The organism is Xanthomonas sp. NCPPB 2864 (assembly GCF_056675615.1).
In genome coordinates this window covers 571,774-594,214 of record NZ_JBWWVS010000001.1, presented here as the reverse complement: position 1 = coordinate 594,214, position 22,441 = coordinate 571,774, and the positions used below count along the sequence as shown (strand labels likewise).

Below are 22,441 nucleotides of genomic sequence, written 5' to 3'. Positions count from 1 at the left end.
CCGACGCGCGCGCGCCGGGCGCTGTGCAGTTGGCGCAGCAGCCCTGCTCAGCCGCGCTCAGCTATCGCCTGCCACCGTCATGCGGTTGACCAGCACCGAGCCGATCTTGACGTGCGAGCGCGGATCGACATCGCTGCCGACCGCCTCGATGCCGGCGAACATCTCGCGCAGATTGCCGGCGATGGTCAGCCCGTCGACCGGATAGGCGATCACGCCGTTCTCGATCCAGAAGCCACCGGCGCCGCGCGAATAATCGCCGGTCACCGGATTGACGCCGTTGCCCATCAGCTCGGTGACGAGCAGGCCGCGCGACATGCCGGCAACCAGCGAAGCCAGGTCGCCGGCGTTGGCGGTGACCTGCAGGTTGTGCACGCCGCCGGCGTTGGCGGTGGTCTGCAGGCCCAGCTTGCGTGCGGAGTAGCTGCCCAGCACATAGCGCTGCAGCACGCCGTCACTGATTAATGCCGAACGCCGCGTCGCCACGCCTTCGCCATCGAAGGCGGCCGAGCGCAGGCCGCGGCGCAGGTGCGGCAGTTCTTCGATGTTGAACCAGTCCGGGAACAGTTTGCTGCCGACACTGTCGAGCAGGAAGCTGGCGCGGCGATACAGCGCGCCGCCGGAGACCGCGCCGAGCAGATGCCCGACCAGCGAGCGCGCCACTTCCGGCGCGAACAGCACCGGCAACTGGCCGGTCGGCAACGAGCGTGGCTGCAGCCGCGCCAGGGTGCGTTCGGCGGCGTGGCGGCCGATCGCTTCCGGCGCCTCCAGGTCTTCGCGCGCCAGCGCGCTGCTGTACCAGCCATCGCGCTGCATGCCGTCGCCCTGGCCGGCAATCAGCGCACAGCTGATCGAATGATGGGTGCCGCGCTCGCGGCCGATGAAACCATGCGAGTTGGCGTAGACCGACAGGCTGAGCCCGGTGCTGGCCGAGGCGCCGTCGGAGTTGCTGATCCGCGCATCGGCATTGCGCCCGGCGCTCTCGCAGGCCAGCGCCAGGTCCACCGCGGTGTCGGCGTCCAGTGCCCACGGGTGCCAGCTGTCCAGCTCGGGGAAGTCGCGCGCCATCAGCTCCGGGTCGGCCAGGCCGGCAGCGACATCGTCCTCGGTGTAACGGGCGATCGCGCAGGCCTGGGCAACGGTCGATTCCAGGCTGGAATCCTGCAGATCGGCGGTGCTGGCGCTGCCCTTGCGCTTGCCGAAGTACACGGTGACCGCAATGCCGCGGTCGCGGGTGGATTCCACCGTTTCCACATCGCCCAGGCGCACGTTGACGTCCAGGCCGCGCTCTTCGCTGCAGCTCACTTCGGCCTGGGTGGCGCCGGCGGCACGGGCGCGCTCGAGCAGGCGCTGCGCGATGTCGGTGAGCGCATCCAGGCGCTGCAGGCTGTCGTCCTGGACACGTGTTTCGGAGGAGAGTGCGTTCAATGCTTTATCCTAGTCTCAATGATGAATAACTTCTTGTTTCGGATGGATGGCAATGCGCGGACGCGACGAAGACACCGGTGAATTCCGCGGCGCCAGCCGCAGCCAGCAGCGGCGCGAGGCGCTGGAAATCTTCGACCTGGGCGAAAAGCTGGTGGCGCTCACTCCGGCGCAGCTGGCCAAGTTGCCGGTGCCCGAATCGCTGATCCCGCATATCGAGGAGAGCAAGCGCATCACCTCGCATATCGCGCACAAGCGCCAGCTGGCGTTTCTGGCCAAGCACATGCGCCGCGAGGACGACGAAACGCTGGCCGCGATCCGCGATGCGCTGGATGCCAACAGCGATACCGCGCGCCGCGAAGTGGCCGCGATCCACCGCGTCGAGCGCTGGCGCGAGCGCCTGCTCGCCGAAGGCGACGTGGCGCTGGCCGAACTGCTGGAAACCTACCCGGCCGCCGACCGTCAACAACTGCGCCAGCTGGTGCGCAACGCCATCCACGAGCGGGCCAAGAACAAACCGCCGCGCGCCTACCGCGAGCTGTTCCAGGTGCTGCGCGAGTTGTCTCAGGAGCCGGGATTGGAGAGTGGGGATTCGGGATTGGAAGACGACGAATCGGCATCGGACGCCGACGAATAAGGCTCCGCCCGATCCATCCAGCCCCGCAACGGCCATCCCGGCCGTTGCCAATCCCAGATCCCGGCTCCCGGATCCACCCAAGCGGAACCCACCACACCCCGCAGTCCCCGCTGTTGCGAATCCCGAATCCCGATTCCCAAATCCCCGCATCTCAGGCCTGCGTTCCACCAACGGTGATGCCGTCGATCAGCAGCGACGGCTGGCCGACGCCGACCGGCACGCTCTGCCCGTCCTTGCCGCACACGCCCACGCCTTCGTCCAGCGCCAGGTCGTTGCCGATCATGCGCACCTTCTGCATGGTTTCCGGGCCGTTGCCGATCAGCGTGGCGCCCTTGACCGGCGCGGTGACCTTGCCGTCTTCGATCAGGTAGGCCTCGGTGGCCGAGAACACGTATTTGCCGCTGGTGATGTCGACCTGGCCGCCGCCGAAGTTGACCGCGTAGATGCCCTTTTTCACCGAGCGGATCATTTCCTGCGGATCGTGCTGGCCGGCGCGCATGTAGGTGTTGGTCATGCGCGGCATGGTCAGGTGCGCGAACGATTCGCGCCGGCCGTTGCCGGTCGGCGCCACGCCCATCAGGCGCGCGTTGTGGGTGTCCTGCATGTAACCGACCAGCACGCCATCTTCGATCAACGTGGTGCACTGGGTGGACGTGCCCTCGTCGTCGATATTGAGCGAGCCGCGGCGGCCATCCAGGGTGCCGTCATCGACGATGGTCACGCCCGGCGAAGCCACACGCTCGCCGACGCGGCCGGCGTAGACGCTGGTGCCCTTGCGGTTGAAGTCGCCTTCCAGGCCATGCCCCACCGCCTCGTGCAGCAGCACGCCGGGCCAGCCCGGGCCCAGCACCACCGGCATCACGCCGGCCGGAGCCGGAATCGCATCCAGGTTGACCAGCGCCTGACGCAACGCTTCGCGGGCGAAGCCTTCGGGGCGGCCATCTGCGAACAGTTCGGCATAGCCGTAACGGCCACCGCCGCCGGAGTAACCGGACTCGCGCCGCCCGCCCTGCTCGACGATCACCTGCACGTTCAGGCGCACCAGCGGGCGCACGTCGGCGGCGAGTACGCCGTCGCTGCGCGCGATCAGCACCGTGTCCACCCCGCCGGACAGGCTCACCATCACCTGCTTGACGCGCGGGTCGGCGGCGCGCACGTACTGATCGATACGGCGCAGCAGATCGACCTTGGTCGCGCTGTCCATGTCGTCGATCGGGTCGGTGGCCGGGTACAGCGCACGCCCGTTGCCGCGCACCAGCGAGCGGGTGGATTGCGCACCGCCCTCGCGCGAGATTGCGCGCGCGGACTGCGCCGCCTCCAGCAAGGCCTCGCGCTGGATGTCATCGGAATAGGCGAAGCCGGTCTTCTCGCCGGCAATCGCGCGTACACCCACGCCCTGTTCGATGGAATGCGCACCGTCCTTGACGATGCCGTCTTCCACGCTCCAGCTCTCGCGTCGCGAATGCTGGAAGTACAGGTCGCCGAAGTCGATGCCCGGGCCCAGCAGGGCGCCGAAGGTGCGGTCGAGATGGCCGGTGTCCAGGCCGGAAGGAAGCAGCAGCCGGGTTTCGGCCAGAGTGAGAGCGTTATCGGTCATGCAGTCAGGATGGGGCCCGCGCGCCAGGGAGACAAGTCGTTCGGCTGAACATGCGGCACGGCTATCATCGCGCCCATCGCCACGCCGACGCCCGCGCATGAAGCTCACTGCCCACGTCCTGGATGGCCATACGCTGGACATCCGCCCCGCCCCGCACGAGCGCGACTGGATGGACGCCACCGACCAGCGCTATGCCTACCGCTGCCTGCCGCTGGCGATCGCCAATGCGCATGGCTGGGAGCTGCTGTGCCAGGCCGGTTTCGAAGCGAGTTGGGACGGGCGCGACAGCCTGGATGCGATCCGGATCAGCGCCGATGCCGGCGCCGCCTCACCGGCCATCAGTCACTTCGGCTACGGCGTGCTGACCTTCCACGTGCCCTGCCTGTTTCGCACCGATGCCGACATGGATCTGTTTGTCACCGGGCCATTGAACCGGCCCAAGGACGGCATCGGCGCGCTGAGCGGCATGGTCGAAACCGACTGGAGCCCGTACACCTTCACCATGAACTGGAAGTTCACCCGGCCCGGGCAAGTGCGCTTCGAGGCCGGCGAGCCGTTCTGCCATCTGTTCCCGCTGCCGCGCCAACTGATCGAACAGGTGCAGCCGCAGTGGAAGCCCTTGTCCGAGGCGCCGCAACTGGCGCAACAGCATGCCGACTGGACCCGCAGCCGCACGCAGTTTCTGCAGGAACTGCCGGATGCGCAGTCGGCCGCCGCGCGCGAGAAATGGCAACGCGGGTACTTCCGTGGCGTCGCCGGTGCCGATCAGGCGCCGGTGCAGGGCCACCGTTCGCGCCTGCGTCTGCCGATGTTCGTACGCGTCGATTGCGAGGGCGACAGCCCGCTCGACTGAGTGCATCGCTGCATCGGCGCACGGGACGTGCCGCTGGCGCGCATGCCGCGTTCGATCAACTTGCCGCAAGGCCTGAGTGCCCGCGACAACTCAGCACCAGCACACGCCAACGCGCCCGCAACCGGACGCGTCAGCGTGGCGACCGACCGGGCGTGCCTGGCGTTGCGGTGGGCGCGCCTTCTGCAGGCGGCTTGCCGGGCGCCCGCTCGCGCACTTCGCGCTCCACCACGTCCACCTGCGGATCCTTCCACGGCCCGGTGACGTGATAGGTCTTGGCGCCGATCGCCCCGAGCGGTTTGCCGAGCACCGCATTGGCGGCCGCGCCCACCGCCGCCCCGACCGGGCCGCCGGCCACCGCGCCAACCACGGTGAGCAGATTGCCGGCCTTGGGGTTCACGTCCACGGTCTGGTCGAAGGTCTGCGCGCGCAGGTCGGTCTGCCCCCGGATGGCGATGTCGGCGGCCGGGCCTTCGATGCGGATCGCATCGGTGCGCGCGAAGCCCTCGCCGAAGCGCACCTGGCCGTCCAGCTTGTTGAAGGCCAGCCCCTTGGAGAAGAAATCGCGGAAGTCGAACATCAGCCGGCGCGGCAACTGCGCCACGCTGAGCAGGCCGAGCACGCGACCGGCGCCGGGGTCCACTTCCAGCAGTTGGCCGTTGCGCACGTCGATCTTGAGGTCGCCATCCAGCGAACCGAGCGCAAACCCGGTCGGCGAGCCCTGCCAGCCGGCATTGAGTTCCAGCTGGCCTTCGCCGCCGCGCAGCTGGCCGCCCAGGGTGAGGTTCTGCAGCAGGTTGCCGAGGTTGCGGCTGTCCACCCGTGCCGACAGCCGGGTGCTGGCGGAATCGCCCTTGCCGCGCCAGGCGCCGGTCAGGCCGATGTTCTGGTCGTTGGAGCGCAGTTGCAGCTGGTCCACCTGCATGCCGTCGGTCAGCCGGCTGCTGCGCAGGGTGGCCGCGCCCAGGGTCATCTTGCCGACCTGCAGGTCGTCGATGTCCAGCGACAGCGGCGGGATCGAGACCGGGTCGAACTCGGCCACCGCGCGGCGCGCCGGTTCCGGCAAGGCACCGGCCAGCGGATCGCCCGGCTCGGGCACGGCCGGCTCGGCCGGTGCAGCCACCGGCTGCCAGTGCACCGTGCTCAGCTTGCCCTGCACGGCGGCGCCATCGGCATTGGGCACGCTAAGCTGGCCGGCCAGCGACGGGCCGTCCAGGGTCACCGCCACCGCGTCGCGGGTCGGCCGCAGGCGCAGGCGCGTCTGCGGGAACACGCCACCGATCATCAGCAACCGGTCGGCCTGCACATCGACCTGCTGCAATGGCACGGCGTCCTGTTTCGGTGCTGCCGGCTGGCCCGGCAGTGGCGGCATGTCCGGCTCGCTGCTGCCGCGCGCCAGGCTGATCCAGTCAATCGCATCCAGCGAGGCAGTGCGGCCGGTGACCACCAGGCCGTTGGCGGGCGGCCGCTCGGTGACCGTGTCGGTGCCCATGACCACGCGCACGCCGGTCTGGTTGCCCTGGCTGCTGGCCTTGAGCGCAACCAGCTTGCCGAAGGCCACGTCGATGTCGCCATCGCCCACCGGCAAGGCCACCCTGACCTGCGTGTCCAGCGGCTGCGTGGCCGCCTTGTCCAAGGGTGCGGGCAAATCCAAAGTGATGCCGACCAACTGCGAGCGCAGCGTCAGCAACGCCTGCGCGTCGGCCTGCCCCGGCGAGGTCAGCGGCACGTCCACGCCCACCTGCCACGGTGCGCTGCCATGCACGTAGGGGCGCAACCATTCCATCTGCGGCGCGCGGTCGAACAGCTCTTTCGCATCCAGGGTAGCGCCAAAGCGCGCCTCGAAGGCCTGCTTGGGGTCCTGCACGAAGCCACCGGCACGCAACGACAACTCGCCGATGCGGCCCTGGTGCTGCACGCTCAGGCGCTCGGCGGCAAAGCCGCTGTCGCGGTACTCGGCCTGTCCACTGACCTGGTCGAAGGCCAGGTTCCAGCGCGCATCGCCCAGCCTGGCCCCCTGCAGCGCGACCGTGCCCTGTAGATGGCCGCCTACACCGCCGGTGCGCAGGGGACGCAGCAGGTCGAAGCTCACCGCTGCCGGGCCGGACACCGTGAGGTTGCGCAAGGTATCGCCGTAGCGCTGCTCCAGCGGGCTCTTGCGCAACATGCCCAGCAGCTGCGCGGCATCAGCCCGGGTGGAGGCGCGCACGTACAGCTCGGAGGTGGCGAAGCTGGGAATGCCCGCCTCCAGCGACGCGATCGGCGCACCGGCCAGCTCGCCCTTGCCCTGCAGGGAAAATCCGTTGCCGATGAAGCGCAGATCGGCCTGCACCTGCTCCATCGCCGGCCAGTCCGGATTGAACGGGATCACGCCGTCGCGGATCTGGCCTAAGGCCTCGAACCGGCCGTCGTTGTTGTCGAACGGCCAGTCGTCCAGGTCGCCGCTGACCAGGCCGGTGCCGCCGGTGATCACGCCACCGGCAACCGCCGTGTCCAGCCAGTCGATGGCCGCCTTGCTCATCTTGGAGCGGATCCAGAACTTGCGCGCCACTGGCAGGGCGACATCGTCCAGTTGCGTGGCCAGCTGGATGCGCGGGCGGCTGCCATCGTTCTGGAACCACAGCCCGCCGCGCACGCTGGCGCCATAGTCCTTGGCCTGCACGCGCAACGCCGGCGTGGCGACCTGCCAGCCGGCGCCGTCGCGCCAGCCCACGATGCTGCCGGCCAGCTGCAACTCGTGCACCACCCCGAAACCGGTCGGCCAGTCGAAGCGCAGCGTGGCATCCGCTGCGGGGTCGAGCTGGATTGCCTGCGCATCGCCATCGATCCGGCCGCGCAGGCCGCTGATGCCCGGCGCGTTGCCCACCGGCAAAAAGCCCAGTTCCTCGATCCGGCCCTGCGCGCGCACCGCTCCGCCCTGCTCGCCGGCGATCTGCAGATCGGCCAGGCGCAACTGCGGCCGTGACAGGCTCAGCCAGCGCCGCAGGCCAGGCGACAGTTGCTCGCTCAAGGCGGCCGCCGCGATCAGGCCCGAGACATCGAGGTGGTTGCCCACCACCGCATAACGGCGCCCGCCGGCAACGCTCAGCCCGTCCAGCCGCTGCAGCCTGGCCGCCTGGCCCAAGCGCAGCAGCGGCGCATCCATGCGCCAGCCGCCGTCGATGGTCTGCCAGCGCGCGCGCGCCTGCAGCCGCTCCCACACCAACGTGCGGCGTGCGGTCTGCTCGGGCAATGCCGCCCCGGACAATCGCAGTTGCTGCAGATCGGCATCCACGGTGACTGCAGTGATCCGGCGCGCGCGCAACTGCGCCCAGGCCTGCAGGCGTCCGCCGCCGCCGTCCACGCGCATGCCGCCGAACTGCAGCAACGCCGCCCAGGCGGCCAGATCGGCCGGGTCGGCTTGTGCATAGGCGCTGCCGTCACCGCTGTCGCGATCGAACGCGATCACCGTGGTCAGCGGTGCGCGCTGCAGGTCGATCCAGGCGCGGCTGCCGACCTTCACCGTCGAGCCGTTGACGCGCAGGCGCAGGTCGATGCGCGGCAGCGTGGTATCCACGCCGATCGACGGCGCGGCCACGCGCAGGCGCGCCTCGGCCACCTGGATCTCGCCGAGCCGGCGCAGCGCTTCCAACGGGTCCGAACGCCGCCCGGCCGGCAGGCCCTGCACCGACCACACGCCATCGTCGCTACGTTGCAGCGTCAGCGCCAGGCCACGCAGACGCACCTCGGTCAGCGAGTGGCCGGGCAACAGGCCGGCGTACATCGCCAGCAGGATTTCGGCTTGGCCCACACGCACCTCGCCATGCGGGCCGATCCGCAGGCCATCCAGTCGCAGCAACGGCCCGCGCCGGGTCCATTCGGTCTGCAGGCGATCGAACGCGATCGGCTGGCCGGCGCGCTCGCTCAGCCATGCGGCGATCTGCTGCGGCCGCTGCTCGGCCAACGGCAACGCCTGGCTGGCCGCGCCCACCAGCAACGCGATCGCCACCAGCGCAAGCGCGGTGGCAGTGATCGCATAGCGGCGAAACAGACGGAGACGGCGGCGCAGCGGGGTGGGCATCAGGGGCGGGGATTGGGCATTGGAGATTGGGGATTGGTCAAAGCAAAGCCGCGCACGGTGCCGTCAAGCGCCATTATCGGACCAAGCCACGCTACCAGAGCCGGCGTTGACCAATCCCGAATCCCGACTCCCCAATCCCGGACTCACAGCAGCACCACATCGAACTGCTCCTGCAGATACTGGTCGTCGGACTGGAAGCGGATGCTCTTGCCGAGGAATTCCTCCAGCTCGGCCACCGCGGCCGACTCTTCGTCGGTGATGCGGGCGACCACCTTCGACGAGGCGATCACCAGCAGCCGCGCCGCATCGAACTGGCGTACCGCGCGGGTGATCTCGCGGAAGATCTCGTAGGTCACCGTTTCGGCGGTCTTGATGGTGCCGCGCCCGCTGCACTGGCCGCAGGTTTCCGACAGCTGCCGCTCCAGGCTTTCGACGGTGCGCTTGCGGGTCATCTCGACCAGGCCCAGCGGCGAGAATTCGTACACGGTGGTCTTGGCGTGATCGCGCGCCAGCGCTTTCTCCAGCGTGCGCAGCACCTGGCGGCGGTGCTCGGCATCGTCCATGTCGATGAAGTCGATGATGATGATGCCGCCCAGGTTGCGCAGCCGCAGTTGCCGCGCCACTGCCTGCGCGGCCTCCAGGTTGGTGCGGAATACGGTTTCCTCGAGATTGCGCTGGCCGACGAACGAACCGGTGTTGACGTCGATGGTGGTCATCGCCTCGGTCTGGTCGATCACCAGGTAGCCGCCGGACTTGAGCGGCACCTGCTTGTTCAGCGCGCGCCCGATCTCGTCCTCGACCCCGTACAGGTCGAAGATCGGCCGGTCGCCGGTATACAGCTCCAGTCGCTCGGCCAGCACCGGCATGTACTTGGCCACGAAGGCCTGCAACTGCACGAAGGTCTCGTTGGAGTCGACCTTGACCTTTTCCACATCGCGGCGGATCAGATCGCGCACCGCACGCAACGGCAGGCTCAGGTCTTCGTAGATGATGCTGCACGGCGGCGCCTCGCGGCCGCGCCGCTCGACCACGTTCCAGACCCGCGACAGGTAGGCGATGTCCTCGGCCAGCGCCTCGGCCGGCTGGCCTTCGGCGTTGGTGCGGATGATGTAGCCAAAGCCGCCGTGCTGGGCCGAGACCTCGCTGACGATGGTCTTCAGGCGCAACCGCTCGGCCTCGTCCTCGATCCGCGCCGACACCCCGACGATCTTGGATTGCGGCAGCAGCACCAGGTAGCGCGAAGGAATACTGATCTGCGTGGTCAGCCGCGCGCCCTTGGTGCCGATCGGGTCCTTGACCACCTGCACCACGATCTCCTGGCCGTCGCGCAGCAGTTCCACGATCGGCACCGCAGCCGCCGGCGGCGGCGGGATCGGGGTCTCCTCGGTATCGACCACGCTGGCCGGTGCCGGCGCCGGGCGCACCACGTCGTTGGCGTGCAGGAACGCGGCGCGCTCCAGGCCCAGCTCGACAAATGCCGCCTGCATGCCCGGCATCACCCGTTGCACCTTGCCCTTGTAGATATTGCCGACCACGCCCCGGCGCCAGCCGCGCTCGATATGCAGCTCCTGCAGCATGCCGTTCTCGATCACCGCGACGCGGGTTTCGCGCGGGGTGACGTTGACCAAGATCTCTTCCGACATCAATGCGCTCCGAGGGCTGTGAGCAACTGCGAGGTGTGAAACAGCGGCAATCCCATCACGCCGGAATAGCTGCCGGCCAGATGGCTGATAAAACGTTCGGCGCGGCCTTGGATCGCATACGCGCCGGCCTTGCCCATCGGCTCGCCGCACGCAACGTACGCGGCGATCTGCGCAGCATCGAGTGGCGCGAAGGTCACCTCCGACACCACCAGCGTCTGCACCGGGGCGCGTTGCGCGCAGACTAGAACCACGGCCGTGAGCACCTGGTGGGTACGCCCGGACAGCAGGCTCAGCATGGCGATCGCATCGTCCGAATCGGCCGGCTTGCCGAACACCCGCTCGCCCAGCACCACCTCGGTATCGGAGCCGAGCACGATCGCATCGGGGTCGCTGGCCTGCACCTGCGCCAGGCCGGCACGCGCCTTGTCCAGCGCCACGCGCTGCACGTATTGCGCAGGCGATTCGTCGGGCGCGCGCAGTTCGGGCACGTCCAGTTGCAGGGTCTGGAAAGGCACATCCAAGCGTTGCAGCAGTTCTTGCCGGCGCGGCGACCGGGAGGCGAGATAGAGCATCCGTCCAGCATACCTGTTGCCCCTCCCCGCCCGCTTGCCGATCCGGGCGGCAGTGGTCGCGTTCGACTCACAACATGTTCATCGAACCGGCAACACGCTTCCCCTACAGACAAGGAGATCTCATGCGTACCACCCTCAAACCGTTGTTGCTGGCCCTGTCCATCGCTGCCGGAACCGCCATGACCGCCCACGCCCAGACCGCTCCGAGCTACACCATTCCCAACGACGGCACCCTGCTCAACGTGTCGGCCGAGGCGGAGGCCAAGCGCATACCGGACATCGCCACGCTGTCGGCCGGCGTGGTCACCCAGGCCGCCGACGGCAACGCCGCCATGCGCCAGAACGCCGAACAGATGAGCAAGGTCATGGCCGCGATCAAGGCCGCCGGCATCGCCGACAAGGACGTGCAGACCACCGGCATCAACCTCAGCCCGCAGTACACCTACAAGGAAAACGAAGCGCCCAAGATCAACGGCTACCAGGCCAGCAACACGGTCAGCCTCAAGGTCCGCGACATCTCGCGCCTGGGCAAGGTGCTGGATGCGCTGGTCGCCCAGGGCGCCAACGACATCAACGGCCCCAGCTTCTCGGTCGACCAGCCCGAACCGGCCTACGACGAGGCCCGCGTGGCCGCGCTGAAGAAGGCCCAGGCCCGCGCCGACACCTATGCCAAGTCGCTCGGCCTGAAGGTGCGCCGCATCGTCAGCATCTCCGAAGGCCGCAGCGGCGGCGGCGTGCGTCCGATGATGATGGCCGCCTCGATGCGCTCGGCCAAGGCCGAGATGGACACCCAGGTCGCCCCGGGCGAGAGCACCTTGTCGATCAACCTGGACGTGACGTTCGAGTTGGGTCGTTGACCTGACCGCAACCGCGTTCGGTTTGCTTTCCAGACTGCCCTCCCCGAGGGCAGTTTTTTATTGGGCACGCCAAAAGTTGTGTTGCCTCGCCTTGCGATGACACCTGCCCCGCTTCCGACACGAGTCAGACGTGCCAAATGTGTGCGGATTGATGGGACCGGGGCGAATCGACCAGCCGACCTCCAGCGCGTCGAAATCGCTTGTGCCCGCGCAAGGCTCGCGGTAAACCTACGCTACCGGATGGTGTAGTGCGTCCGGGTCGCGCTGGTCCTTTCCGCAGTTCCGTTGAGGAGGTGGATGATGGTTCGCACGCAATCGCAGGTTTCTTCCCGATCCACCGGCATCGACACCTCGCGCGTTCTGGCGATGAGCACGGCGGTGGCCTTGCATCTGCTGGCCGGCGGGTTGTTGTTGATACCGCTCTCGTACCGGGCGGTTCCGCAGCAGCCCGCACCGAAAGAACGCTGGGTCATGCCCATCACCATCGAGACACCTCCGCCACCGGTGTTTCCGATCGAGGTGAAGTTCAAGCCGAAGGCAACGCACACACCGCCGACCACGGTGCCGGTGCAGGTGCAGACCCCGGTGATCAGTGAGCCCGCGGTGGTCGACAACGCAACGTTCGCCTTACCTGCGGTCTCGGAGGCGGTGTCTGACAGCGCGCCGGCGATTGCCGCGCCCAGCGGCCCGGTCGAGGCAGGCCAGTTGCAGTACCTGAGCTCACCGGCGCCGAGTTACCCGGTGGCGGCACTGCGTGCCGGGCAGCAGGGCACGGTGCTGCTGCGCGTGTTGGTCGGCACCGATGGGCGCCCGGCCGAAGTCAGCGTGCAGACCAGCAGCGGTCATCGCGCGCTCGATCTGGCGGCACGTAGCCAGGTGCTGCGCAACTGGCGCTTCCAGCCGGCGATGCAGAACGGCCAGGCCGTGCAGGCCTACGGCCTGGTGCCGGTGAGTTTTTCGTTGAACTGATGCGTCATCACCTGCGGCGACCCGGATGCCCGGTCGCCGCATGGTCTGGCGTTGCGCAGCCGGCTGCTGCAAGACCACGGTTTCAGCTGTTGCATGCGCATCGTTGCAGTGCGCCTTGCGTGCACGCGACGACGTGCGGTCTCGCGGATCGGGTTGAGGATGCGCGCGTCTACTCGCCCGCACACCCATCTCGAAAGCGCAGCGGCGACGCGCGGCATACTGCCGTCGCGATGCCGCTTAGGCGCGGTGGTACGGGTGATTGGCCAGCATCGCCGCAGCGCGGTACAGCTGCTCGGCGACGATCAGGCGCACCAGCATGTGCGGCAGGGTCAGCGGGCCGATCGACCAGCTTTCGCTGGCGGTTTTCAGCACCTCGGCGGCGTGACCTTCGGGGCCGCCGATCAGGAACGCCAGATCGCGGCCCTGCCCGCGCCAGTGCTCCATGCGCTGTGCCAGCTGTTCCGAACTGAGCGGGCGGCCCGGGATATCCAGCGCAACCACGTAGGCGTTCTTGGGCAGCGCGGCGAGCACACGGCGGCCTTCGTCGTCGATGGCGCGTTGTGCATCGCGGCCCTTGCCACGCAGGCCGGGTTCGATCTCGACCAGCTCCAGCGGCATCCAGTGCGAGAGACGTTTCTGATATTCGGCAAAGCCCTGCGCCACCCAGGCCGGTGCGCGCTCGCCGGTAGCGATAAGTCGGCATTTCATGACCACATGATATCCGCGTCACAGCTTGGGCATCGGAACCGGGGCGATCACAGCGGTGTCATGGTGCGGTTACAGCGAGCTTCTAGGGTCGGCGCACTACCCAGCCCGCAGGAGTCGTTCGATGCCGATTTTCGATCCCGCCCGCCGCCAGGTGCTCAAGGGCAGCGCTGCCGTGATGGCCGCCGGTGCGCTAGGCAGTTTGAGTGCGCTGCAGTCGCGCCAGGCCCAGGCCGCCAACAGTTCCTCGCCGCCGCTGCAACTTGCCCCGGTGCCCAGCCGGTACGGCCCGCTCGCGCCGGTCGCCGACCAGAGCACCGGACTGCCGCTGCTGCAGCTGCCGCGCGGTTTCAGCTACCGCTCGTTCGGCTGGAGCGGCGACCGCATGGACGATGGCCAGCCCTGCCCCGACCGCCATGACGGCATGGCCGTGGTCGGCCTGCGTCGGCCCGACTGGCGTCCGGGCAGCGATCCGCTGCGCGGCCTGGAATACGTGCTGATCCGCAACCACGAACGCGGTGCGACCACGCCGTTCCGCGCGCCGGCGATGTACGACACCGGCATCGTCAGCGGCACCCAATCCGCCGGTGGCGGCACCACCACGCTGAGTTATGGCCGCCGCGGCTGGGGCAGCCTGGAGCCCAGCCTGGGCGGCACGCTGGTCAACTGCGCCGGCGGCCCGACCCCGTGGGGCACCTGGCTGAGCTGCGAGGAGATCAAGACCAACGCGGTATCCAGCACCGGCCGCAAGCACGGCTATGTGTTCGAAGTGGACCCGGACAGCCAGCGCACCACCGGCCGCCCGCTGGTCGGGCTGGGCCGCTTCAGCCACGAGGCGGTGGCGATCGATCCGCGCACCGGCATCGTCTATCTCACCGAGGACGACCGCAACAAGGCCGGGCTGTACCGCTTCATTCCCAACGACCGCCGTGGGCGCAATGGCTCGCTGGAAAACGGTGGCCGGCTGCAGGCCGCACGCGTGCGCGGGCGGCGCAATGCCGATCTCACCGTCGCCAGCATCGGCCAGCAGTTCCAGCTGGAATGGGTGGACATCGAAGAGCCGGATCTGGACAGCATCGCCGCGCCGGCCGGCTTTGCCGACATCGGCGCCAACGACACCCTGAGCGGGCCGTTTGCGCAGGCCTGGGCAGACGGTGCGCTGCGCATGAGCCGTGGCGAAGGCATCTGGTACAGCTACGGCAAGCTCTTCATCGTCGACACCAGCACCGGCGTGGATGCGCAGGGCCGGCGCGGCTACGGCAACGGCGCGGTGTGGGTGCTGGACCTGTTCACCCAGCGCCTGAGCGCCCTGTTCGTCAGCGGCAATCAGCTGGCCGCGCACAACCCGGACAATGTCACCGTCAGCGCGCGCGGCGGCGTGGTGCTGTGCGAAGACGGCGGCGAAAGCCCGGACGAATACGGCCCCGGCGCGCGGCTGCTCGGGCTGACCCGCGGCGGCGAATCGTTCTATCTGGCCAAGAACAATGTGCAGCTCACCTCGCAGCAGATCGCCGATGCCGGCAAGACCATTGCCGAGGGCGACTACCGCGATACCGAGTTCTGCGGCGCCTGTTGGGATCCGCTGGCGCGCACCTTGTTCGTCAACATCCAGACCCCGGGCATCACGCTGGCGATCACCGGGCCGTGGGAACGCGGGCCGTTGTGAGCCTGCGGCCCTGAGCTGGCTGTCTTAGGCATAGGGCAACGGCCAGCGCTGCCGAACGGACCGGCCTCCGTTCGGCAGCGTCGCTCCGGCCGCCGGCACAACGCCAGGCATGCACGCGTCCCGATTGCAGGGCTGGCAGCGTGTCCAGCCAAGGCTGCGCGCCGCACGCGCGCGCGCGATGGCGGGTGTGCAAGCCGCCAACCACCATAAAGACCGGGATCAGAACCAGGGCGCGTCGGGCGCGCCCGCCATGGCACGCTGTCGCTTCAACCAGCGCTTGAACGATTGCGGGTCTTCCAGCTCGCGCAGGCCACGGCGCGCGTCCAGCAGGTCGTCTTCGACTTCGCGCTTGAGTTGGGCCATCAAGCGGCCCAGTCGCTCCGGCTTGGGGCGCGACGGCAGCTCCAGCCCGTATTCGGCGCAAAAGTCGTCCGACTGCTGCTGCACCTGCTGTTGCAGCAGCCTGCACTGCCGATCCAGTTCGCGGTTGTAGTCCTGCAGGCGCGCGGCGCTCATCGCATCCACGCCTTGGGCGTCCATCAGGCCGATCTCGGCCTGCAGTTCGAGCAGACCCAGCAGATCACCGGCCTTGTAGGCCGCGTTGAGCCGCTGCATCAGGATGGTGCGCGCGGCGTGGTCGTCGGCGCCCTTGGCGCGGTCCGGATGCAGATTGCCGGCCAGCTTGCGATACAGCTCGCGCAACGGAGGCGGCTCGGCATTCTCCCCAACTGCCTTGTGCTCGGCACGCTTGCGCCGTTGCGTGTGGCGTTGCTGTTGCTGCGCACGCTCCTGCTGCAGGCGCTCGCTGACGCGCTCGTAGAGCTGTTCGGGCGAATCGATGCCATCCAGCTCGTCGGCATCCAGCCCGTAGGCCTGGCCGAGGATCTGCTTCATCAGCGCATCGGATTCGGCGACTTCCTGGTCGTAACCGGCTGCGCTGTGGCGATCGTAGATCGGGCGCAGTGACGCGTGGCCGGCCTCGATCAGCGGGGCGGCGATATCGCACAGCAACTCGGACAGGAAGGCGCGGTCGGCCTTACCCAGTTTGACCGTGGCATACGCACGGTCGAGCTCTTCGACCAGGGCGATGTCGGCCGCGCGGCGGTGGTCGAGCAAGGGCTGCAATTCGGCGTGGTAACGCTCGCGCCATTGCGCGAGTGCAAGCTGCCAGGCCTGCAGGTCGGCACGATGCCGTTCCAGGTCGCGCAGCAATCGGTCGAAGCGCTTGCGTGCCGGCGACAGCGGCGCGCCGGGGGCGTGCGCGCCCTGGCTGCGCAGCTGTTGCAGCGCCTGCGAGGCAGGCGCATCGGTCGGGGGTCGGGCATTGCGCGGCATGCCCGGCTCACTCACTCTTCGGGATCGGCTTCCGCATCGTCCGGACGCTGGTCGCCCACCGTCCACAGACGCTCTAGCGCGTAGAACTCGCGCACGCGCGGCAGCATCACATGCACCACCACGTCGCCCAGGTCCACCAGCACCCACTCCGCCTCGCGCTCGCCTTCCACGCCCAGCGGCATCACGTCCAGGCGCTTGGCGAACTTGACCACTTCTTCGGCGATCGACTTCACGTGGCGGGTCGAGGTACCTGAGGCGACCACCATGTAATCGCAGACGCTGGACTTGCCGCGCACATCGATCTCGACCACGTCCTTGGCTTTCAGCTCCTCCACGGCCTCGCGCACGGTGGCCAGCAGGGCCGGCACGGACGGCGGCGGATTCGGGATGGAGGTCTTGATGACTTGGGCTTGGGTGGTCAAAGCGGGCAACTCGATGGAATTGGCGCGAATTATAGGCCGGTCCGGCCGGCTGCGTGTTCAGCTAGTCGGCGGGGCGCAGCCGTAGAGGCCTTCGTGCGCGATAAATGCCGCCACCGATGCCGGCAGCAGCGCCTGCCAGTCGCCGCCGGCGGTGATGCGCGAGCGCACCGCGCTGGCCGATTCACCGCGCAACGGCTGCTGCAGCGACCACAGGCGGCCTGCGGGCGAGGTGCCCAGCTCGCCCGCCCTGGCGGCCCAGCGGCCCTGCACTGCCGCGGCGAGCTGCGGCGCGGCGGCCAGGTCCAGCGGCGTGCCCGGACGCGCGGCAATGACGAAATGCGCCAGTTCGAACAAATCTCCCCACTGATGCCAGCTGCTCATTCCGACGAAGGCATCGGCACCGAGCAGCCAGGCGATCGGTGTCGTGGGGCCGAGCTCGGCGCGCAGCGCGCGCAAGGTGTCGACGGTGTAGGACGGCGCATGGTCGCGGCTGGCGCGTTGCAGCTCGCGGGTGTCCAGCGCCAGCCCGGGGGTGTCGGCCAGCGCCAGCTCCAGCATGCGCGCGCGCTGCGCTGCGGTGGCGCCGGGTGCGGGACGGTGCGGCGGATCGGCGGCCGGTACCAGGTGCACCAGCGCGCCCAGTTCGTCGCGCGCGGCGCAGGCGATGGCGAGGTGGCCCAGGTGGACCGGATCGAAGGTGCCGCCGTAGTAGAGGTGGAGCTGGGATTCGGGATGGAGCCGGGATTCGGGAATCGGGATTCGGGAATCGGAAGAGCGTGGGTTCGGCGCTGCCGGGTGGGAGTTGGTGGGCGGCGAGGTATGGGCTGCGCTGCTAGAGGGGGTCGCAGCTGCGGTCTGGTCGGGGGTTGCGCTGCTTGGGGAGGCGGGGCGCGCGTCGCCGTCGGCGGCATCGCCGGCCTTCACGCCAGCAATCTCACCGCGCGGGATTCGGCCACGGCCACCAGCAGGCGTTCCAGGCCGACCCAGGGGTCGCCGTCGGCGCGGCCCTTGGCCATGCGGTCGACCCGCGAGGCTTCGGCGACGAAGCGCTCCCAGCGGCGTGGTTCGGGGTGCCGTTGCAGCGCGCGCTTGAACGGCGCCTGGCGTGATTCCCACAGGCCCTGCGCCTTCATTTCGGCAGCGAGGTTGCCGCCGTTGGCCTGCACCTTGGCCAAGGACGCAGTGCGCAGCAGTTCCTTGATCAGGATCGGCATCAGCGCGGCCACCGCCTCGCCTTCGGCGCGCAGGCCGGCGAGCATGCGGATCGCTGCGGCCGGCTGCCCGGAGAACGTGGTTTCGGCCAGGCGGAACACGTCGTAGCGCGCGGCATCGGCGACCAGCGACTCCATCGCCTCCAGGTCCAGCACCTTGCCATCGGCCAGCAGCACCAGCTTGTCGATTTCCTGCGCGGCGGCCAGCAGGTTGCCTTCCACCCGCTCGCTCAGGCGCTGCACCGCCGCGGCGTCGGCACGCAGGCCGTGACTGCGCAGGCGGCGCTCGATCCAGTCGGACAGCTCGTGCGGCTTGATCGCCCAGGCCACCGAAATGGTGCCGATGCGGCCGATCGCATCGGCCCATTTGCCCTGGTGCGCCTTGCTCCAGTCGTTGGCGGTGATCAACAGCACCACATCCGGCGGCGGGTTGGCGCAGAAGCGGGTGATGACCTCGGCGCCGTCCTTGCCCGGCTTGCCGCTGGGCAGGCGCACTTCCACCAGCCGGCGCGGACTGAACAGGCTGGGCGCGTTGAAGGTCGCATCCAGCTGGTTCCAGTCGAACTCCCGGCCATCGGCGTCGAAGACTTCGCGTTCGCTGATGCCTTCGGCGCGCGCGCGTGCGCGCACCGCATCGGCTGCCTCCAGCACGCGCAAGGTCTCCGGACCGGCGATCAGGTAGACCGGCTGCAGCGGCTGATTGGACTGGCCTGCGAGCTGTTCTGGGCGAAGTTCCATGACTAGGTAAGTTCCATCACTACGAAGGCACACGCCACTGCACCGTCACGCACAAGACAGCGTCGGCAGCGATCGTCTGGGCACGGTCACCGCGCAGCAAGCGCGACATGCGCCTGGCGCACGCCAACTCCGCACAGCGTGCGCGGTTGCCCGGCAGATGCGCGGACGGGACGATCACCAGTTGCTCAGTTATTCGACGAAGACGCGGGCGGCAGCGAAGCCGGCACGCTCGATTCCGGCGTGGACGGCTGCACCGGCGGTGTGGTGGCTGGCTGCAGCGGCGCGCTGGGCGTGCTTTCCAGCGTCTCGCCGCGCTCCACACGCGCGCGCACGACGCTGTCGATGCGACGCAGGATCGAGGCCGACATGTCCTTGCGCAGTTCGTTGGCGAGGATCTCGCGCTCAGTCGCGGTGCCGGTGGCATCCACCGGTGGCGACACGTAGTCGCGCGACAGCTCGATCACCTGCTGCGGCACCAGCACCGAGCCGTTGGCGGTGGTGACGGTGAAGATGGCCGCATAGCGCAGGCTGTATTCCTGCGCGCGGCCCTGGCTGTCGATGGCGATCGGCAGATCGCCCCAACGCTCGGACAACACCTGCACCTGCGCAAAGCCGGTCTTGGCATCTTCGTCGGCCAGGGTGGCGCCGGCGGCCTTGAGGCCACGCCGCAGCAACTTGGCCAGCTCGCTGTACTGCACCGCGGACTGCACCTTCACCGCGGGCGTGTCCGGCGGCAGCGCCAGCGAGTTGCGCAGATGGAAGCCGCAGGCGGTGAGGCTCGAGACCAGCACGAGGGACGCAGCGAAGGCAGTAGGAAATCGAATCATGGGCACAGTCTGGATGAGCGCCCCGGCGGCGGCAACAGGCGGCTAGCCTGCCCGACACCGCGTGAACGGGGCTTGAGAGGGCACCGCGAAAAACGCGGCGCCCGGGAATGACAAACGCGTCGCCACGCGCCGGTGAAATGAATGACCACACGCCACTGCGGCAATCTCACCTGCGCGTCGCCACGCCGGTCCGCGACACTGCACGGACCGGCGTGGCAACGATCAGCCCGCCACGATATTCACGATCTTGCCGGGCACGATGATGATCTTGCGCACGCTCAGCCCTTCCAGGAACTTGGCCGCGTTCGGCTCGGCCTGGGCCAGCGCTTCGATCTGCTCGCGTCCAACATCGGCGGCCACCTCGATGGTGCCGCGCAACTTGCCGTTGACCTGCACCGCCAGGGTCAGCGCGTCGCGCACCAGCGCGGCGGCATCGACCTGCGGAAACGCGACATCTTCCAGCAGCGTCTCGCCGTGGCCCAGCACCTGCCACAGGGTGTGGCTGGCGTGCGGGGTGATCGGGTTGAGCAGCAGCACCATCGCTTCCAGGGCTTCCTGGCGCACCGCACGGCCCTGCGCACTGGCGTCGTCGAACTTGGCCAACGCGTTGGACAGTTCCATCACCGCGGCGATCGCGGTGTTGAAGCTGTGGCGGCGGCCGTAGTCGTCGCTGACCTTGCCGATGGTTTCGTGGGTCTTGCGGCGAATTGCCTTCTGCTCGGCGCTCAGCGCGGCGGCGTCCAGTGCAACGGCAGCGCCCTCGCCCACATGCTTGTGCACCTGCACCCATAGCCGGCGCATGAAGCGCGCCATGCCATCGACGCCGGCCTCGTTCCATTCCAGCGACTGCTCCGGCGGGGCGGCAAACATCGAGAACAGCCGCACCGTATCGGCGCCGTACTTGGCCACCATCGACTGCGGGTCCACCCCGTTGTTCTTGGACTTGGACATCTTCTCGGTGCCGCCGATGTGCACCGGCTGGCCGTCGGCAATCAGCACCGCGCCGGTGACGCGGCCGCGCTCGTCGCGCTGGATCTCCACGTCGGCCGGATTGATCCAGTCCTTGCCGCCGTTATCGGCATCGCGATAGAAGGTGTCGGCGATCACCATGCCCTGGGTGAGCAGGTTGGTCACCGGCTCGTCGCTGTCCACCAGCCGCGCGTCGCGCATGAGCTTGTGATAGAAGCGGAAGTACATCAGGTGCAGGATCGCGTGCTCGATGCCGCCCACGTACAGGTCGGCCGGCATCCAGTAGTTGGCGCGGCGGTCGACCATGTCGCGTGCGTTGGGGCTGGTGTAACGCGCCACGTACCAGCTCGACTCCATGAAGGTGTCGAAGGTGTCGGTCTCGCGCTCGGCCGGGCCGCCGCAATCCGGGCAGGTGGTCTGGCGCCAGGTCGGGTCGGTCTTGATCGGCGAACCGGTGCCGGCAAATTCCACGTTCTCCGGCAGCACCACCGGCAACTGGTCTTCCGGCACCGGCACCGCGCCGCACTTGGCGCAATAGATCACCGGGATCGGGCAGCCCCAATAGCGCTGGCGGCTCACGCCCCAGTCGCGCAGGCGGTAATTGACCCGGCGCTGGCCCTGGCCCTTGCGCTCGAAACGCTCGGCCAGTGCCTCGAAGGCGCCGCCGAAATCCAGCCCGTCGAACTCGGCCGAATTGATCAGCTCCAGCGGGCGGCTCTTGTCGGTGTACCAGTCGCGCCACTGGCTGGCGTCCCAGCTCTGCTCGTCGTCGTTGCGCGGCTCGCGCAGCTTGACCACCTGCACGATCGGCAGCTTGTACTTGTTGGCGAACTCGAAATCGCGCTGGTCGTGGCCGGGCACCGCCATCACCGCGCCGGTGCCGTAGCCCATCAGCACGAAGTTGGCCACCCACACCGGCACCTGCTCGCCGCTGATCGGATGCACCGCGGTCAGGCCGGTGGCCATGCCGCGTTTTTCCTGGGTTTCCAGCTCGGCTTCGGAGACGCCGCCGTGCTTGAGCGTTTCCAGCAGCGCGGCCAGCTCCGGATTGGATTTGGCCGCATGCAGCGCCAGCGGATGCTCGGCGGCGATCGACACGAAGGTCACGCCCATCAGCGTGTCCGGGCGGGTGGTGAACACGCGCAGCGGGTCCAGCGGTGCGCCGTCGGTGTCGCGCACGTCGAACTGGATCTCCAGCCCTTCCGAGCGGCCGATCCAGTTGCGCTGCATGGTCTTGACCGAATCCGGCCAGCCGTCCAGCTGGTCCAGGCCGTCGAGCAGTTCCTGCGCGTAGTCGGTGATGCGCAGGAACCACTGCGGGATCTCGCGTTTTTCCACCAGCGCACCGGAGCGCCAGCCGCGGCCATCGATGACCTGCTCGTTGGCCAGCACGGTCTGATCGATCGGGTCCCAGTTCACCACCGCGTTGCGGCGATAGGCCAGGCCCTTGCGCATCAGGCGGGTGAACATGCGCTGCTCGTGCACGTAGTACTCGGGCGTGCAGGTGGCGAACTCGCGCGACCAGTCGATCGCATAGCCCAGCGATTTGAGCTGGCCGCGCATGTGGTCGATGTTGGCGTAGGTCCACTTGGCCGGCGCGGTCTTGTTCTTGATCGCCGCGTTTTCCGCCGGCAATCCGAACGCATCCCAGCCCATCGGCTGCATCACGTTGTGGCCGGTCATGCGCTTGTAGCGGCTGACCACATCGGAGATGGTGTAGTTGCGCACATGGCCCATGTGCAGCGCACCGGATGGGTACGGCAGCATCGACAGACAATAGAACTTCGGCTTGTCCGAAGTTTCGTCGACCTGAAAGGCGTGGGTGGCATCCCAGAACTGCTGGGCGGAGGTTTCGACCTGCTGCGGGTCGTAGGCGTTCGGTTCGACGGTGGACATTGGGAGCGGATGCTCGGGCGGTGCAAAGCGGCACAGGGTACCGCAGTGCAGCAGGTGCTCCAAAC

The 22,441-nt window shown here is 68.5% G+C and carries 17 protein-coding genes; 5 read left to right on the top strand and 12 right to left on the bottom strand.

Annotated features, from left to right (window positions below; translation table 11 throughout):
* Positions 1 to 57: 57 nt before the first annotated feature.
* Complete coding sequence (pmbA, locus tag AC1KVE_RS02455) at positions 58 to 1,425, bottom strand: metalloprotease PmbA (protein ID WP_102251695.1); 1,368 nt, start codon at positions 1,423 to 1,425, stop codon at positions 58 to 60.
* Positions 1,426 to 1,477: 52 nt separating this feature from the next.
* On the opposite strand from pmbA, the gene yjgA reads away from it, so the two are divergent.
* The gene (yjgA, locus tag AC1KVE_RS02450; RefSeq protein ID WP_104568237.1) at positions 1,478 to 2,059 is read left to right on the top strand and encodes a ribosome biogenesis factor YjgA; all 582 of its coding nucleotides are present in this window, start codon (positions 1,478 to 1,480) and stop codon (positions 2,057 to 2,059) included.
* Between the two features lie 151 nt (positions 2,060 to 2,210).
* On the opposite strand, the gene tldD is transcribed toward yjgA, so the two are convergent.
* On the bottom strand, positions 2,211 to 3,656 hold the full coding sequence (tldD, locus tag AC1KVE_RS02445; protein WP_481091952.1) for a metalloprotease TldD: 1,446 nt from the start codon (positions 3,654 to 3,656) through the stop codon (positions 2,211 to 2,213).
* 97 nt (positions 3,657 to 3,753) lie between these two features.
* Here tldD and AC1KVE_RS02440 point away from each other — a divergent pair, with 97 nt between their 5' ends.
* A complete protein-coding gene (locus AC1KVE_RS02440; protein WP_481091953.1) occupies positions 3,754 to 4,509 on the top strand; it encodes a DUF6065 family protein in 756 nt (251 codons plus the stop codon).
* A gap of 130 nt (positions 4,510 to 4,639) precedes the next feature.
* On the opposite strand, the gene AC1KVE_RS02435 is transcribed toward AC1KVE_RS02440, so the two are convergent.
* The 3 genes from AC1KVE_RS02435 to AC1KVE_RS02425 form a co-directional block, all read right to left on the bottom strand.
* Entirely contained in the window at positions 4,640 to 8,566 is a 3,927-nt protein-coding gene (locus AC1KVE_RS02435; protein ID WP_481091954.1) for a YhdP family protein, read from the bottom strand.
* Positions 8,567 to 8,709: 143 nt separating this feature from the next.
* Positions 8,710 to 10,209, bottom strand: a complete 1,500-nt coding sequence (gene rng / locus AC1KVE_RS02430) for a ribonuclease G (RefSeq protein ID WP_016903751.1) — start codon at positions 10,207 to 10,209, stop codon at positions 8,710 to 8,712.
* A complete protein-coding gene (locus tag AC1KVE_RS02425) occupies positions 10,209 to 10,781 on the bottom strand; it encodes a Maf-like protein (RefSeq protein ID WP_184456352.1) in 573 nt (190 codons plus the stop codon). The genes rng and AC1KVE_RS02425 overlap by 1 nt, the downstream gene beginning before the upstream one ends.
* 122 nt (positions 10,782 to 10,903) lie before the next feature.
* Here AC1KVE_RS02425 and AC1KVE_RS02420 point away from each other — a divergent pair, with 122 nt between their 5' ends.
* The gene (locus tag AC1KVE_RS02420; protein ID WP_065049755.1) at positions 10,904 to 11,638 is read left to right on the top strand and encodes an SIMPL domain-containing protein; all 735 of its coding nucleotides are present in this window, start codon (positions 10,904 to 10,906) and stop codon (positions 11,636 to 11,638) included.
* A 297-nt stretch (positions 11,639 to 11,935) separates the two neighbouring features.
* The gene (locus AC1KVE_RS02415; RefSeq protein ID WP_184456354.1) at positions 11,936 to 12,607 is read left to right on the top strand and encodes an energy transducer TonB; all 672 of its coding nucleotides are present in this window, start codon (positions 11,936 to 11,938) and stop codon (positions 12,605 to 12,607) included.
* Between the two features lie 237 nt (positions 12,608 to 12,844).
* On the opposite strand, the gene rlmH is transcribed toward AC1KVE_RS02415, so the two are convergent.
* Positions 12,845 to 13,315, bottom strand: a complete 471-nt coding sequence (gene rlmH, locus AC1KVE_RS02410; RefSeq protein ID WP_016903756.1) for a 23S rRNA (pseudouridine(1915)-N(3))-methyltransferase RlmH — start codon at positions 13,313 to 13,315, stop codon at positions 12,845 to 12,847.
* A 121-nt stretch (positions 13,316 to 13,436) separates the two neighbouring features.
* Here rlmH and AC1KVE_RS02405 point away from each other — a divergent pair, with 121 nt between their 5' ends.
* Entirely contained in the window at positions 13,437 to 14,978 is a 1,542-nt protein-coding gene (locus AC1KVE_RS02405; protein WP_104569794.1) for an alkaline phosphatase PhoX, read from the top strand.
* A gap of 219 nt (positions 14,979 to 15,197) precedes the next feature.
* On the opposite strand, the gene AC1KVE_RS02400 is transcribed toward AC1KVE_RS02405, so the two are convergent.
* The 6 genes from AC1KVE_RS02400 to leuS form a co-directional block, all read right to left on the bottom strand.
* Positions 15,198 to 16,313: a J domain-containing protein gene (locus AC1KVE_RS02400; protein ID WP_184456356.1), complete on the bottom strand. Its 1,116-nt coding sequence runs from the start codon at positions 16,311 to 16,313 to the stop codon at positions 15,198 to 15,200.
* Positions 16,314 to 16,324: 11 nt separating this feature from the next.
* A complete protein-coding gene (gene rsfS, locus AC1KVE_RS02395; protein ID WP_016903759.1) occupies positions 16,325 to 16,735 on the bottom strand; it encodes a ribosome silencing factor in 411 nt (136 codons plus the stop codon).
* 57 nt (positions 16,736 to 16,792) lie between these two features.
* A complete protein-coding gene (gene nadD, locus AC1KVE_RS02390; RefSeq protein ID WP_184456358.1) occupies positions 16,793 to 17,659 on the bottom strand; it encodes a nicotinate-nucleotide adenylyltransferase in 867 nt (288 codons plus the stop codon).
* Positions 17,656 to 18,684: a DNA polymerase III subunit delta gene (gene holA, locus AC1KVE_RS02385; protein WP_047126816.1), complete on the bottom strand. Its 1,029-nt coding sequence runs from the start codon at positions 18,682 to 18,684 to the stop codon at positions 17,656 to 17,658. Before holA ends, nadD begins: the two co-directional genes overlap by 4 nt.
* Before the next feature lie 185 nt (positions 18,685 to 18,869).
* Positions 18,870 to 19,511, bottom strand: a complete 642-nt coding sequence (locus AC1KVE_RS02380; RefSeq protein ID WP_024939734.1) for an LPS-assembly lipoprotein LptE — start codon at positions 19,509 to 19,511, stop codon at positions 18,870 to 18,872.
* 222 nt (positions 19,512 to 19,733) lie between these two features.
* The gene (gene leuS, locus AC1KVE_RS02375; RefSeq protein WP_104590048.1) at positions 19,734 to 22,376 is read right to left on the bottom strand and encodes a leucine--tRNA ligase; all 2,643 of its coding nucleotides are present in this window, start codon (positions 22,374 to 22,376) and stop codon (positions 19,734 to 19,736) included.
* Between the last annotated feature and the right edge of the window lie 65 nt (positions 22,377 to 22,441).